Source organism: Rhodococcus sp. NPDC004095, from assembly GCF_053604015.1.
In genome coordinates this window covers 81,509-95,566 of record NZ_JBSGGS010000005.1, presented here as the reverse complement: position 1 = coordinate 95,566, position 14,058 = coordinate 81,509, and the positions used below count along the sequence as shown (strand labels likewise).

The 14,058-nt window shown below is 69.3% G+C and carries 9 protein-coding genes, 1 tRNA gene and 1 pseudogene; 3 read left to right on the top strand and 8 right to left on the bottom strand.

Annotated elements, in window-relative coordinates; all coding sequences use genetic code 11:
* Positions 1 to 8: 8 nt before the first annotated feature.
* From ettA to ACWEPG_RS11105, 5 genes are all read right to left on the bottom strand, one after another.
* Entirely contained in the window at positions 9 to 1,682 is a 1,674-nt protein-coding gene (gene ettA / locus ACWEPG_RS11125; protein WP_450115898.1) for an energy-dependent translational throttle protein EttA, read from the bottom strand.
* A gap of 328 nt (positions 1,683 to 2,010) precedes the next feature.
* The gene (locus ACWEPG_RS11120) at positions 2,011 to 3,207 is read right to left on the bottom strand and encodes a lipase family protein (protein WP_450115897.1); all 1,197 of its coding nucleotides are present in this window, start codon (positions 3,205 to 3,207) and stop codon (positions 2,011 to 2,013) included.
* Between the two features lie 102 nt (positions 3,208 to 3,309).
* Positions 3,310 to 4,449 carry a lipase family protein gene (locus ACWEPG_RS11115; protein ID WP_450115896.1) on the bottom strand — a complete coding sequence of 380 codons (1,140 nt, stop codon included), beginning with the start codon at positions 4,447 to 4,449 and terminating at the stop codon, positions 3,310 to 3,312.
* Positions 4,450 to 4,581: 132 nt separating this feature from the next.
* Positions 4,582 to 5,070, bottom strand: a complete 489-nt coding sequence (locus ACWEPG_RS11110) for a single-stranded DNA-binding protein (RefSeq protein ID WP_450115895.1) — start codon at positions 5,068 to 5,070, stop codon at positions 4,582 to 4,584.
* A 220-nt stretch (positions 5,071 to 5,290) separates the two neighbouring features.
* The gene (locus ACWEPG_RS11105; protein ID WP_450115894.1) at positions 5,291 to 7,324 is read right to left on the bottom strand and encodes a cytochrome c oxidase assembly protein; all 2,034 of its coding nucleotides are present in this window, start codon (positions 7,322 to 7,324) and stop codon (positions 5,291 to 5,293) included.
* A gap of 124 nt (positions 7,325 to 7,448) precedes the next feature.
* Here ACWEPG_RS11105 and ACWEPG_RS11100 point away from each other — a divergent pair.
* Positions 7,449 to 7,522, top strand: a tRNA-Arg gene (locus ACWEPG_RS11100).
* 53 nt (positions 7,523 to 7,575) lie between these two features.
* Here the strand turns inward: ACWEPG_RS11100 and ACWEPG_RS11095 are convergent.
* Together ACWEPG_RS11095 and ACWEPG_RS11090 are read right to left on the bottom strand one after the other, a co-directional pair.
* Positions 7,576 to 10,865, bottom strand: a pseudogene (locus ACWEPG_RS11095) (protein kinase domain-containing protein).
* A 198-nt stretch (positions 10,866 to 11,063) separates the two neighbouring features.
* A complete protein-coding gene (locus ACWEPG_RS11090) occupies positions 11,064 to 12,014 on the bottom strand; it encodes a lipase family alpha/beta hydrolase (protein WP_450115893.1) in 951 nt (316 codons plus the stop codon).
* 432 nt (positions 12,015 to 12,446) lie between these two features.
* Here ACWEPG_RS11090 and ACWEPG_RS11085 point away from each other — a divergent pair, with 432 nt between their 5' ends.
* Together ACWEPG_RS11085 and ACWEPG_RS11080 are read left to right on the top strand one after the other, a co-directional pair.
* The gene (locus ACWEPG_RS11085) at positions 12,447 to 12,593 is read left to right on the top strand and encodes a hypothetical protein (protein WP_450115892.1); all 147 of its coding nucleotides are present in this window, start codon (positions 12,447 to 12,449) and stop codon (positions 12,591 to 12,593) included.
* A gap of 633 nt (positions 12,594 to 13,226) precedes the next feature.
* A complete protein-coding gene (locus ACWEPG_RS11080) occupies positions 13,227 to 13,823 on the top strand; it encodes a hypothetical protein (RefSeq protein ID WP_450115891.1) in 597 nt (198 codons plus the stop codon).
* A 13-nt stretch (positions 13,824 to 13,836) separates the two neighbouring features.
* Here the strand turns inward: ACWEPG_RS11080 and ACWEPG_RS11075 are convergent, their stop codons facing one another.
* Positions 13,837 to 14,007, bottom strand: a complete 171-nt coding sequence (locus ACWEPG_RS11075; RefSeq protein WP_450115890.1) for a hypothetical protein — start codon at positions 14,005 to 14,007, stop codon at positions 13,837 to 13,839.
* Positions 14,008 to 14,058 lie beyond the last annotated feature (51 nt).

Sequence of the window (14,058 nt, the reverse complement as noted above, 5' to 3'; positions counted from 1 at the left end):
GCTCGTGCCTAGTCGCGGGTCAGCTTGCGGTGCGTGACCCGGTGCGGGCGGGCGGCCTCGGCGCCGAGCCGCTCGACCTTGTTGGCCTCGTACGCCTCGAAGTTACCCTCGAACCAGAACCACTTGCCTTCCTCGACGTTGCCCTCCCACGCGAGGATGTGGGTGCAGGTGCGGTCGAGGAACCAGCGGTCGTGCGAGATCACGACGGCGCAGCCCGGGAACTGCTGCAGCGCGTTCTCCAGCGAGCTCAGGGTCTCGACGTCGAGGTCGTTGGTCGGCTCGTCGAGCAGGATCAGGTTGCCGCCCTCCTTGAGGGTCAGCGCCAGGTTGAGGCGGTTGCGCTCACCACCGGAGAGCACCTCCGACTTCTTCTGCTGATCCGGTCCCTTGAACCCGAACGCGCTCACGTAGGCGCGCGACGGCATCTCGTTCTGGCCGACCTCGATGAAGTCGAGCCCGTCCGAGACGACCTCCCACACCGTCTTCTTCGGGTCGATGTTGGCGCGGCTCTGGTCGACGTAGCTGAGCTTGACCGTCTCGCCGACCTTCACCGTGCCCGAGTCCGGCTGCTCGAGCCCGACGATGGTCTTGAACAGCGTGGTCTTGCCGACACCGTTGGGGCCGATGACGCCGACGATGCCGTTACGGGGCAGCGTGAACGACAGGTCCTTGATCAGCACCCGACCCTCGAAGCCCTTGTCGAGGTGCTCGACCTCGACCACGACGTTGCCGAGGCGCGGCGGCGTCGGGATCTGGATCTCCTCGAAGTCGAGCTTGCGGTGCTTCTCGGCCTCCGCAGCCATCTCCTCGTAGCGGTCGAGGCGGGCCTTGTTCTTGGTCTGGCGGGCCTTCGCACCCGACCGGACCCAGGCCAGCTCCTCCTTGAGGCGCTTCTGCAGCTTCTGGTCCTTCTTGCCCTGCACCTCGAGGCGCTCGGCCTTCTTCTCCAGGTAGGTGGAGTAGTTGCCCTCGTACGGGTGCAGCTTGCCGCGGTCGACCTCGCAGATCCACTGCGCGACGTGGTCGAGGAAGTAGCGGTCGTGGGTGACGGCGAGCACGGCGCCCGGGTACGAGGCGAGGTGCTGCTCGAGCCACAGCACCGACTCGGCGTCGAGGTGGTTGGTGGGCTCGTCGAGCAGCAGCAGGTCCGGCTTGCTCAGCAGCAGCTTGCACAGCGCGACGCGGCGGCGCTCACCACCGGACAGGTGGGTGACGGGCTCGTCGGCCGGCGGGCAGCGCAGTGCGTCCATCGCCTGCTCGAGCTGCGAGTCGACGTCCCAGGCGTCGGCGTGGTCCAGCTCCTCCTGAAGCTTTCCCATCTCCTCCATCAGCTCGTCGGAGTAGTCGGTGGCCATCAGCTCGGCGATCTCGTTGAACCGGTCCAGCTTGACCTTGATCTCGCCGAGGCCCTCCTCGACGTTCTGCCGGACCGTCTTCTCCTCGTTCAGCGGCGGCTCCTGCAGCAGGATGCCGACGGTCGCCTCCGGGTCCAGGAACGCCTCGCCGTTGGACGGCTGGTCGAGTCCGGCCATGATCTTGAGGATGGAGGACTTACCGGCACCGTTCGGGCCGACGACACCGATCTTGGCTCCCGGGTAGAAGCTCATCGTGACGTCATCGAGGATGACCTTGTCGCCGTGCGCCTTGCGCACCTTCTTCATCGTGTAGATAAACTCCGCCACCAACACTCCTTGAGTCGAATCGCATTCGTCCAGGTCAAGCCATGCGGCGACCACCTATGCGAGGAACAGCCTACCGACCCCGTCCCGCACCGGTCCCGCACCGTCCGCCGCGAGCAGCGAGACCGCGTCCACGGCCGGCCGCGCCCGGTCGTCGCCCCCCGGCCACGGTGCGGGTACACCTCGAGCGTGATCGCCGGGGACGCGCGTCCCGGGCACGGCGCGGTCGCGCTCGTGGGCGATGACCGCCTCGGCGTCCCACAGCGGCGTGCGGGCGTGCGCTCGCCGACCTGCGCCGGGTGTGCGACCCGCCGCAGGTCGGCTCGGGACGTCAGGCGGTCGCGAACAGCGAGCGGACGAAGGCGGTCGTGTCGGGCAGCGCGGCCAAGACGGTGTCGCCGTGGAAGGTGTCGTAGGTCCGGAAGGTCACGGGCTGGCCCGTCAGCTGCAGATCGAGCGCGAGCTTCGTGGCGAGCGGGAACGGCACCGTCTGGTCCCGCAATCCTTGCCCGACGAACACGGGTCGGTCGTAACCGGTGATGGGGACGGCGAGGTAGTCGAGCAGCGCCTCCCGGATGCGGGGCTCGTTGAGCGGTCGGCTCAGCATCTCGCCGACGCCGAGCTTGCCCGCCCGATCACGCATCTCCAGGTAGCACAGCGACTCGGAATCCTTGACGAGAGCCGCCCCGGCCGGTGTCAGGTAGTCGTCGATCGGAAGGTCGGGTCGGGCGACGCGCATGCCATCGATGATGTACGCCGCGAAGACGGTCAGTCCGTTGAGCCCGAGGTCCGGAAAGCCGGGACCCCCGAGCGGCAGCAACATCTCCAGGTTCGCCGGGGTCCCGGTCGCGACCGCGCCACGGTAATCCAGTTCCGGCGCGTACCTCGTCGCCTCGTGCGCGGCGAACATGGCGGAGTGGCCACCCTGCGAGTGCCCGACGACCACCCAGGCCGGCGACAGCTCCGGTGTCTCCGCGTGCGCCGCCCGGACCATGTCGATCACCGCGCGGCCCTCACTGCGCCCGTGCAGGTACGCGTGGGTTCCCTCCGTGCCCAACCCCACGTAGTCCGTGGCCACCACGGCGTAGCCCTGTTGCAGCCAGGCGGACACGTAGTCACGGGTGAGCCAGGTGGTGTCGTACCCGTGCGCGGGCGCGCAGTCGTCGCCGACCCCGGTGGTTCCGTGCGCCCACGCGACGACGGGCCAGCCTCCCGCAGGCGCGGTGCCGGCAGGCACGTAGACCCCTCCGGTACTCAGCGCGGGCGCGCCGGTCGGCCCCTCGGTCCAGTAGGTGAGTTGCCGTTGCGAAACCGCTTCCGGGAGCCGCGCCATCTGCGGCAACTCCGCGGTCGCCACCACCGTGCCGTGCTCGGCCGGCGGCGCTGCGGTCGCGCTCACCGGCCCCAGCAGCGCGACGGCGATCGCCACGATCGATGCGCGAGCGCCCGCGCGTGTCACGGCGGACAGGACGCGACGAATCCGTCCGTCCCGCCCGCCCGAAAAACCAGACCCCCAGGTACGTTCCATGGGGTTGTAACTACCCGGAGCAAACACGGCCCGCCGCGTCTGCGCGACACCGTTATCGGATCGTTACCTTTCCGTCCCGGTGCGTGTCCAGGGCATGGAACGTCATCGCATCACCGCGTCGACGAACCGTGCCGAGTCGTCGAACGCGGCGGCGGGGGTGCCGAGGTGATCCGCGGACGGATAGACCCGGAACGTCACGTTGGTTCGCGAGGCGGCGAGCTGCCCGACGAACACGAGCGTGAGCGGGATCGGCACCACCCGGTCGACGGCACCCTGCCCGAGGAACAGTCGGCGGTCGTAGCCCGCGGCCGGCACGCCGAGGTAATCGGTCATCGCGGGGCGCAGGTCGGTGAGGGGGCGGGAGAACAGGTCGCCGACCGAGGCGCCGTCGAGGTACTTACCGAACTCGACGCTGCACACCTGCGTCGCGATGCCCGCCAACTCGCGGCCGCGGGGCGAGAGATAGGAGTCGATGTTCAGGTCCGGTCGAGCGGCGCGCATCCCGGCCATCGTGAACAGCGTGAACGTGGTGAGGCCGGCGACACCGAAGTTCGGGATGCCCGGCCTGCCGAGCGAGAACACCTGGTCCAGATTCGTCGGCGCCCCCAGCGCGACCGCACCGCGGTAGTCGAGGTCCGGCGCATACGCGGTCGCCAGATGTGCGGTGTGCAGGGCCGCGTGCCCGCCCTGGGACAGCCCGGCCACCGCCCAGCGCGGTGACAACGCGGGGACGACGTGCCGTCCGGCGCGGACCATGTCGGTCACGTCGTGACCCGCCGCGATTCCGTCGAGGTACGCGAGCTCGCCGGGCGTCCCGAGCCCGGCGTAGTCGGTGGCGACGACCGCGTAGCCACGGCGCAGCCACCGATCCATGTACTCCGCCTCGACCGCGGTGCCGCCGACCGCGGACGGTGCGCACTTGTCGGCCAGACCGATGGTGCCGTGCGCGTACGAGATCACCGGCCACCCATCGGCAGGCGCCGGGCCGGGTGGCACGAACACGGCGCCGGTGCTCAGCCGGGGGCCGCCGCGATGATCGGTGGTCCGATAGGTGACCCGGTACTGGTCCGCGGCGCCGGGAAGGGACGCCGCGGCCGGCAACTCCTCGACGGACACCACCGTTCCGGGCGCATCCGCCGCCGCGGCCACCCCTGCAACCTGTGGTACCGCGAGCCCGCCGAAGCCGACCACTGCGATCGTGACCGCCGAGACCAGCGACCTCTTCCATGACGTTTCGCCCACCGCAAGGACACTCACCGGAACCACCCCACCCTCGGATCGCTACCGCTCGGGTCGTGCTCTGCCGGAATCCCTCAACACCGTAGGCCCGCGACGACGTCCGATGCGGGTTTCGGAGGCGCCGACGCCGCGTCGTTATCCGGCCGTCGCGACCTCGAGACCTGCGGTGTCATCAGGGATCTCGTGATCGGCGCGGATCGATCCGCCGTGCGGCAGCACGTCACCGTCCCGCACCTCACCGTCGGGCGACGACTGCGGAACACGGGGCACCCGTTCGAGTTTCGCGACGCAGCGGGCGAGATCGGGTCCGACGGCGGCGGCTCGCATCTCCAGGTCGGACCGCTCGACACCGTCCCTGTTCGTGTACTCGTTGGTGCGCAACTGTCCGTACGCGATGATCGGGTCGCCCTTCATCAGCGACGCGGCGACCCCACCGACCAGCCGGCGCCAGCAGCTGACGGTGAGGTAGAGCGTGCCGCCGTCGGTCCACTCCCCCGACGACTGGTCGAACCGGCGGGCGTTGCTGGCCATCCGAAAGCTCAGCACCTCCTCCCCGGTGCCCGTCGTCCGCTTGACCGGGTTGGTGATGACGGTGCCGACCACCGCCGTGTGCGTCTCGTACATGCTGCCCTCCTGTCACCCGGGGCCCGATCGGCCCTCCAATCCCAGAGTGCCCGTGCACGATCCGGCACGGGAGGGCCTGCGGCGACCTGGGGACAACCGCGGAGTCGGTGCACAGCGGCGTCGGATTCCGGGGCACGGGAGCAGTTTTCGTCGGTGCGACGTGGTATCCGCCCGCAGCAGCGGATTCAGGGGGCGCCGGCGGGGATCGGGCCGCCCCGAACTACTGCTTCCAGCCCTCCTTGTCGCGGCGCGCGAGCTCCGCGAACATGGCGTTGTGGGCGGCGAGCTCGGCGTCGTCGTCGCGGTCGGCGGCCCGGTCGATGCGCTTGGCGATCTTCTGATCGGACCGCGACCACTGCACCAGCAGCGCCAGCATCACCAGCACGAGCGGAATCTCACCGGTCGCCCAGGCGATGCCGCCACCGACCTTCTGATCGCCGAAGAGATCGTCGTTCCAGCCCAACGCCAGTGAGCGGTAGTACCAGCCACCGATGACCTCCATGGTGCTCATCAGGGCGATGCCGAAGAACGCGTGGAACGGCAGCGAGCCGAAGACCATCGCCAGCTTCGTCACCGGCTGAATCTGCCGCGGCGCCGGGTCGATGCCGATCACAACCCAGTAGAAGAGGTAGCCGCTGAGAATGAAGTGCAGGTTCATCAGCAGGTGCGCACCGTGCGAATCGAGGGTCGCACCGAAGATGCCGCCCAGGTACAGCGCATAGAAGCCGCCGACGAACAGCACCGACGCCACCAGCGGATGGGTGATGAAGCGCGAGTACCGGCTGTGCAGCGCCGCGAGCAGCCACTCGCGGGGCCCGGGCGCACCGTCGGGGCCCGCGGGCTTGAGCGCGCGCAGCGCCAGCGTCATCGGACCGCCCAGCACCAGCAGCACCGGCGCCAGCATCGACAGTGCCATGTGCGCGCCCATGTGGACGCTGAACACGGCCGGTGCGTAGCGGCCGAGCCCGGACGAGGTGCCGATCAGCAGCGTCGCGCAACCGAGCAGCCACGCCACGGTCCGGCCGACGGGCCAGCTGTCGCCGCGGGCCTTGAGCCGGCGGACCCCGACCATGTACCAGACCGCGGCGATGATCGCGGCGGTGCCGAAGATCAGGTCGAACCGCCAGTCGAACATCAGTCGGGCCAGCGTCGGCGGGGCGTCGAGGTTGTAGCCGAGCTGCACCTCCGCCGGCGTGGGGCGGATGTCCTCGGGCGGCGGCGGGGTGCGGCCGAGCCCGACCGCGAGTCCGATCGTCGCGGCGAACACGATCGCCTCACCACCCGCGAACCGGATCAGCGCGCCCCGCGACGTCGGGTCCGCGGCCAGCGCGGGCAGCGACCGCCGTCGCTGCGCGAACCCGAACACGCCGAGGATCACCAGCGCCACGGTCTTGGCGACGAGCAGCCAGCCGTAGGTGCTGGTGAACAGGTCGCTCACGGGCAACCGGACCAGACCGTTGATGACACCGGAGACGGCCATGATCACGAATGCGACCGTCGCGACCGTCGAGAAGCGTCGGGCGGCGAGGTCCGTGTGCGCGCCCCCGCGGCGCGCGTGCACCAGCAGCGCGAACAGTCCACCGGCCCACAGCGACGCCGCGATCAGGTGCCACAGCAGACTGTTGGTGGCCATGTCGTGGGAACCGCCGGCCGACGAGTGCCCGGTCAGCGCGAGCGGGATCAGCGTCACGACGCCGAGCGCCAGCACCACCGGCGTCCAGTTCCAGCGCAGCAGCATCCGTGAGCAGATCGCCAGCACGATCGCGAGGATCGCGGTGGTGCGCCACGCCCCGGCGAGTTCGATCTGCGGGATGGCCTTCCACAGGTTCTCCGGCTTGAGCGCCTCACCGAACGGCTGCCCCGCGGTGTCCGACACGGTGAGCGGCACCAGGACCAGCGCGCAGGCCGCCCACACGATCGCCGCGTTGGACGCCGTCCGCACCGCCCGGTACCCGTCGACGTCGAGGACGCCGGACTTCTGCGGCGGCACGAGGAACGACGCCAACAGCAGCGAACCGATCGCGATCACCGCAGCGACCTCCCCGACGGCCTTGACCGCGGGCAGCCCGTACGTGGTCAGCGGGCCGGGGTCGGGGATGCCGAGCCGCACCAGTGCCTCCGACGCCGACAGTCCGACGACGATCGCGGCGACCAGGCCGGCGATCAGGCCGAGGGTGACAAAGACGGGAAGGGCGCTCTCCCCCCTCCTGCGGGTCGGCGGCGCGTCGGAGTGGGCGAGCTCGGGTGATGCCATGACTACCAGGGTAGGAGGCCCCCGACTGTGAACCACGTCCAGGTTCGACCCCGCACCGCGTGCCGGTCCGAGGCACCCCACCGGAGCCGGTAGACTCCTGACCCGATCCCACGCGTGGGGTCGTGCCTCCGTAGCTCAGTTGGATAGAGCAAGAGCCTTCTAATCTCTAGGTCGCAGGTTCGATTCCTGCCGGGGGCACCGAGACACTGCCGGCTTCCGGCCGGAGTGCACCCGCACCGACCGGTCGCCGGTCATCGGGGATCTGCATCGCGCGACGCCACCACCCACGCCGCGATCTGGGCACGTGAGGTGAATCCCAGCTTCGTCAGAAGGTGCTCGACGTGCCCCTGGGCGGTGCGCACGGAGATCGTCAGCCGGCCGGCGATCTCCCGGTTCGTCAGCCCCTCGGCAACGAGGTGCGCAACCTCGAGCTCGCGCTTCGTCGGAGCGGTCGACGATCGGACGGGCTGTGGCGAGGGCTCGGGTGACCGTTCCTCGCGGGCGTAGGCCACGGCCGCCGTGAGTCCCATTGCGGCCCCCTTCCTGCGCGCCGCGGCGAACGCCCGCTCACTCAACGCCGCCCGTGTCTCGCGTGCACATTTCTCCTGGTAGTCGGCCAGCGCCGGCAGGAACACCATCGGACTCTCCACCGACCGGCTGAGCTTCTCGGCCGCCGCAACCAGCACCGCTGCGCGTTCGAACCTCCCGTCCTCGACCGCGATCCAGGCGAGAACCTGAAGGCACATGCTCACGTTGAGGCGGTCGTCGACCTTGCGCCCGAGACCGAGCGCCTGCCGAAGGAGATCGACCGCCCGGGCTCGGCCGCCGCGCCGCCACTCCGCGACCGCGAGCGCCCACAGCGTGTAGGAGCGATAGACGAATTCACCCCGGGACGCGGTGATGGCGAGTGCACGCTCGTGGCATTCGATGGACCGTTGCGCGTCGTCGAGCAGCCCGAAGGTCAGACCGAGAACGCTGTTCACGACGACCTGGAAGAGTTCGTTGTTCGTGTCGCGGTACACGCTCTCGGCGCGGCAGAACAGCGCACGGGCGTTCTCCAGTTCACCGCTGAACAACGCGCGGTAGCCGTCGGCGAGGTCGACGTGCGCCCGCGCCGTCGCGTCCGTCGACTGCTCGGCGAACGCCCTACCCTGCTCCACCAGTGCCGCCGCGGCCGGTTCGTCACCCTGCAGCCCGGCCATGATGGTCACCGCGTAGAGCACCTTCGCTCGGTCCGGGTTGCCGGGCTCGAACGTATCGTGCAGAAGCCGAGCGACCCAGAGCCGTCCCTCACTCAACAGGCCGCGGACGAGCCAGAACGAAAACAAGGATCCGGCCATGCGAATCCCGGCGTCCGGGTCGTCGGCGAGACAGAATTCGAACGCTTGTCGCAGGTTCTGCTGTTCCGCGCGCAGCCTGGTGATCCACTCGGCCTGCCGCGGTCCGATCCAGTCGGCCTCCGCGTCCCGGGCCAGGCGCTCGTACCAGTCGCGGTACCGACCGCGCAGTTCGGAATACCCACCGGATTCATCCGCCTTCTCCCGCCCGTAGTCGCGCACCGTGTCGAGCATCCGGAACCGCGCGACCGGACCGGTCCGGTCGCGGACGAGGATCGACTTGTCGATCAGGGAGGTCACCGTGTCGAGGACCTCGTCCGCCGGCCGGTCACCACCACAGATCTGTTCGGCCGCATACAGCTCGAAGCTGCCGGGAAATATCGACAGGCGTGCCCACATCTGCCGCTCCGGCGGTGTACAGAGGTCGTAGCTCCAATCGATGCACATTCGCAGTGTCTGCTGTCGTGACGGGGCGGCCCTGTTCCCGCGACTCAGCAGCGCATAGCGGTCGGTGAGCCGGTCCAGAATCTCGTCCGGCGAGATGGCCCGCAGCCGCGCCGCGGCCAGCTCGATCGCCAGAGGCAGCCCGTCGAGCCGCCGGCATATTCGGGCGATCGTGACCTGGTTCTCCTCGGTGACCTCGAAGCCGGGGGCGGCGGCCTCCCCGCGTTCGACGAACAGGGTCGTCGCGTCATTGCGAACCGGACGCTTCGGTGGTTGCTCGGGGTCCGGCACCGCGAGCGGCGGGATCGGCATCGCCACCTCCCCACTGACACCGATCGGCTCGCGACTGGTCAGGAGGAGCCGTAGCCGGGGGCTGGAGCGGAGCAGCGATTCAGCGAGGTGCGCGACCCCGTCCAGCACCTGTCGCAGTTGTCCAGGACGAGGAGGAGCTCACGCTGGGAAAGGAAGTCCTCGAGCACCTGTGCCAGGGGAATTGCCCCGCGGTCCCGCACTCCCACGGCACCGGCAACCACGTTGACCAGGAGCGATTCGTCGCGCAGCTCACCCAGTTCGGCCAGGATCACACCGTCGGCGAATCGGGTTCGCGCCTTACCTGCGACCCGCAACGCGAGCCGGGTCTTACCCACCCCACCCATTCCGGTCAACGTCACCAGCCGGTTGGTGGCCAACAGGTTGGCCACCTCGCTCGTCTCTGCGCGGCGGTCGACGAAGCTGGTCAGCTCGAGCGGCAGAGTCCCGGTTCGGCTCGTGGGTCCCGTCGGTGGCGCTTCCGTCCACGACGGATGTGCGGTGGACGCTGCCCCGCCGGAGCCGGAGGCGCTGCTGGGGCTCTCGCCCCGATCCACCGGCTCGCGACCGTCGTCTGCAGGGAACCCGTGAGCGCGCTGTGCGCGGCGCAACAGCCTGCCGAACTCCCCGGCGGTGGGGCGATCGCCGGGATCTCCGGCCATGGCGGATTGGATGAGGTCGGCGACGTCGTCGTCGATGCCGTGATCACGTGGGTTCGGTGTGGGGTCGGCAGCGATCCTCACGAACTGCGCGACGATCCGCTCACCGCTACGGCGCTCGAAGGCCGCGTGTCCGGTGGCCGCCGCGAACATCGTGGCGCCAAGCCCGTAGACGTCCGTGGCACCGGTCGGGGTCTCGCCGGCGATGACCTCGGGCGCGGTGAACGCAGGCGAGCCGGTGACGACACCGGTGGTGGTCCGGAACCCTCCCGTGATGTGCGCAATGCCGAAGTCCGTCAGGGCGAACTTCCCTTGGTCGGTGAGGAGGATGTTGGCGGGCTTGACGTCGCGGTGAAGGACGCCGAGATCGTGGGCAGTTTCGAGGACACCGGCGATGTCCACGCCGAGCCGCAGGACGGCTTCCAGCGTCAGCGGCCCCTGCCGGCGGATCCGTGTCTCGAGGGAGCCCCGGGCGAAGAAGGGCATGACGAGATAGGGCCGGTCGTGCTCGGTGACTCCGACCTGCAGGATGGTCACGACGTTGGGGTGACCGGTCAGCCGGCCCGCGGCTCGCTGCTCGCGCAGGAACCGTGCACGGTTGTCCTCGTCGAGATCGGCAGTCAGCACCTTGACCGCAACCATTCGATCGAGTGAGGACTGTCTGCAGCGGTAGACCACTCCGAAACCGCCGCGCCCGATCTCCAGTGCATCGGTGAACCCGGCCGCGGCCAGTTCCGCGTCGACCGAAACGGCCACGCCGCGCTGAGTGGCGAACGGATCGCTATCGGACATCGCCCGCGTCGATTCCGCCGGTCATCTTCGAAAGGGACAACACAAGGCACCTCGTTGACCACCCCAGGATATCCAAGTGGTTCACGCCGAGAGGACGTCGAAACGGGACCGCGACCCGCCTCTGCGGCCACCGCACTGCTGCGCCGCGTCGCGCACAACGTCGAGATCCGGACCCGACCCGGACCGGCCGGACCCACCTCAGCCGAGCGGCGCTCCCGTGTTCGGCGAGACGGGCATGCACGGCACCGGGCGCGGGTGTGCGGGGTCGAGCGCGTTGAGCACGTGACCAGCGGCGACGGGCGAACCGGCCATACCCATGTGGTGTGACATGTCCTGCGGGCACCGGTCCTGGACGACGATGTTCGTCGCGTTCGGCCCGGGCACGAAACCGCTGGTGTAGGGAACGACGACGTCGTCGTAGCGGGTCATGATGTTCGTGTAGGTGACGCCGGGCGCGTACGGACCGCCGTCGGCGTTCATCTCCCGGATGAAGTCCGAGCCGGGTTCCATCTCGAGGCAGGCGGCGCAGGCACGGCCGATGGCGTCCCGCTGCATCGGGTCGAGGTCGTAGGGTGCGCCGACCGTCGGATCGTCCGCTGCCGGCGCCTGCCCGCCGCCCCGCCACAACGGCGTCAGCGACACGTACCTGTCCACCTTCGCCGCGCCGCCGAGGAACCTGACGTAGTGGTTCGGCATCAGCGTGCCCTGGGAGTGGGCGACGAGGTCGACCTTCTCCGCCCCGGTCGCCGCGAGGACCTCATCGACGAAACCGCCCAGCTGCCGGGCGCTGTCCTTCATCGAGCCGATTCCACCGATCGCGTTCAGGGGCCAGGCACCCGGCAGCGTCCCGTAGGTCAGCGCGAAGACGCAGTAGCCCTCGTTCTTCAGCAGCGGAACGTACGTCGACCAGTTCGCCTGGCGATTGAGGAACGTCGCATGCACGAGCACCACGGGCCGGGGATGCTCGGCGGTCGGCCTGCACGACCAGTCGTTCGATTTCGGAAGCGCTCCGCCCGGGTTGGCTGCCTCGGCCCGCAGTCCCGCGGTGACGTCGTGAGGCACGGGAAGCGACTCCGCCGACGCCGGCCCCGCGTGCACGCCCAGAACCGTCGACACCGCGAGCGCGATTGCCACGAAAGATGCACGCATGGAATCCCTTTCGACGGGTTCGACCGGCCGCTCCGACAGCTGGAAGCTACCACCGCGGCACCTCGACCGAGGGGCTTCCGAGAGGATCACCGAGGGCGCCCGAAGCCGGATCCGCGGACGTCGGCCCTCCCACAGCAGGCTCCGGTCCGGGAACTCCCCACGACGAGCCGATGTGATGTGAAACACTACGGGTGCGGGCGTCGATAGACGGGGTTGAGGTGAGTCCCATGCCCGAACGTCACATCGACCGTCCCGGTCACCACATTCTCGAGAATCGCCCGACCGCCCCGTGCCGGTCCCCTCCACGCTGACGAAGTGCCCCGACCAGGCGGCGAGGACCGGACGCATCGCGTGCACCGTCCGATGCGTCCGCTCCGTCGTCGCCCCACCACTCGTGTCCCGACAGTGAAGGTGCAGGAAACCATGGAATTCATGACCCAACTCATCGAAGTGCTCGACAAGTTGATGACCGTGATGGAGAAGATGCAGGGCGGCAACGGCGGCGGGGGCGGCCTCGGAGGCCTCGGAGGCGGCGGAAGCCTCGGCGGTCTCGGCGGCGGCGGAAGCCTCGGCTCGTAGCCGACGACGGCGGTCCCCGGCCACGGCTGTGGCCGGGGACCGCCGATCCCTGCGACCAACCGATTCACGACGCACTTCAGCCATCGACCCCACCAACCCGAACTCCCTATCACCTTTCGGGTCAACAGAATTGACGAGATCGACACCCTCCCGGGCGATGCGGGCAATCATTGCCGGCACAACCGCCCCCGAAGCGTTCGGGATTGGTGTCCTGCCTCACCACCCGAAACGCGCAGCCGGACAGGCGAACGCGGCGCGGCACGAGAATCCGACCGTGCCGCGAATCGACGGTGCCGCGAATCCGAGAATCGACGGGTGCCGCGAATCGACCCCACAGGCAAGCCCCGGCTAGCGAGGGGGCCCGCTGGTCACGGCGGTATCGGCGACCGGCCGCGAACACGTGGCGATTCCTCCCCACGAACCCGGCACCGCAAACTTGTGCTCCGAGGCCACGATTCGCCTGTGCGAGCGGATTGTGCGCGGTAAAGTTGGCCCCTGGCTTTGCCGACCCTCCACGGAGGGCCATGGAATACGTCCCAGGGCGATTCGCGGCCGGCAGGCGTCCACGAATCGCAGATCGCAGCCGTGTCCGTGAGAAGCGTCCAGATCAGTTCAGATCAAGTGGGGATCGCCATGAAGATGGCCAAGGCACTCGTCATGCCCGTGCTCGTCGCCGCCACCATCGCATCCGGTGCGGGCACCGCGGCCGCGCAGCTTCCGGCCCCACCACCGCTACCGGAATTGCCCGCACTGCCCGAACTGCCACCACTGCCGTCGATTCCGCCACCCGAGCTGCCTGCGTTCACGCTGCCGTCCCCGATCCAGGTCGACCTGCCCGCGCCTCCACCGCTGCCCGCGTTGCCCGCACTGCCCCAACTACCGGGCCTCCCAGGCCTCCCCGGGCAGCCGGCGGACCCGTCGCAGCCTCCCCCGCCGCCGGTGACCCAGATGTTCGCCGAACAGGTGTGGCCGGAGAATCAGACCAAGCAGGACGCCTTCAATGAGATGGCCGACGAAGTCAACAAGGGCTGGGTCAACGGCGGCCAGCAAAGGGCGATGGCCGGCTCAGTCGTCGGACTGCTCATCGGTTGCGTGTCGATCTTCCCGAACTTCATGGCCGGCTGCATGATCGGCAACGTCGTCGGCGGCGGCATCGGCGCCATCATGGGCATCGACGAGGGCAACCCCAAGGCGCGACCTTCGGTCGAGAAGTTCCTCGCGACGCCCTGACGCCGACGCCCGGTCAGGCGGCGCCGCCCCGACGCACCACGGTCAGCTTCGACACGCGCGACGAGATGCGTCGATCCTCACCGTCGCGCAGCAGCGCGATCCCGGACCGGATCTCCTCGACCACCCAGGTTCCCGCAGTGTCCGAGATGTGGACGAGGTCGCCCACCCGCACCGCGTCACTCATATCCGCCTCCGCTCCCTCGCGGCGCACCGCCGGGTACGCCGAGTGTTGTCA

Excerpts from the sequence above, each read along its gene's own strand:
- ACWEPG_RS11075 (WP_450115890.1), bottom strand. The coding sequence starts at position 14,007 with ATGAGTGACGCGGTGCGGGTGGGCGACCTCGTCCACATCTCGGACACT.
- ACWEPG_RS11110 (WP_450115895.1), bottom strand. The coding sequence starts at position 5,070 with ATGTACGAGACGCACACGGCGGTGGTCGGCACCGTCATCACCAACCCG.
- ACWEPG_RS11090 (WP_450115893.1), bottom strand. The coding sequence starts at position 12,014 with ATGCGTGCATCTTTCGTGGCAATCGCGCTCGCGGTGTCGACGGTTCTG.
- ACWEPG_RS11105 (WP_450115894.1), bottom strand. The coding sequence starts at position 7,324 with ATGGCATCACCCGAGCTCGCCCACTCCGACGCGCCGCCGACCCGCAGG.
- ACWEPG_RS11080 (WP_450115891.1), top strand. The coding sequence starts at position 13,227 with ATGAAGATGGCCAAGGCACTCGTCATGCCCGTGCTCGTCGCCGCCACC.
- ACWEPG_RS11120 (WP_450115897.1), bottom strand. The coding sequence starts at position 3,207 with ATGGAACGTACCTGGGGGTCTGGTTTTTCGGGCGGGCGGGACGGACGG.
- ACWEPG_RS11085 (WP_450115892.1), top strand. The coding sequence starts at position 12,447 with ATGACCCAACTCATCGAAGTGCTCGACAAGTTGATGACCGTGATGGAG.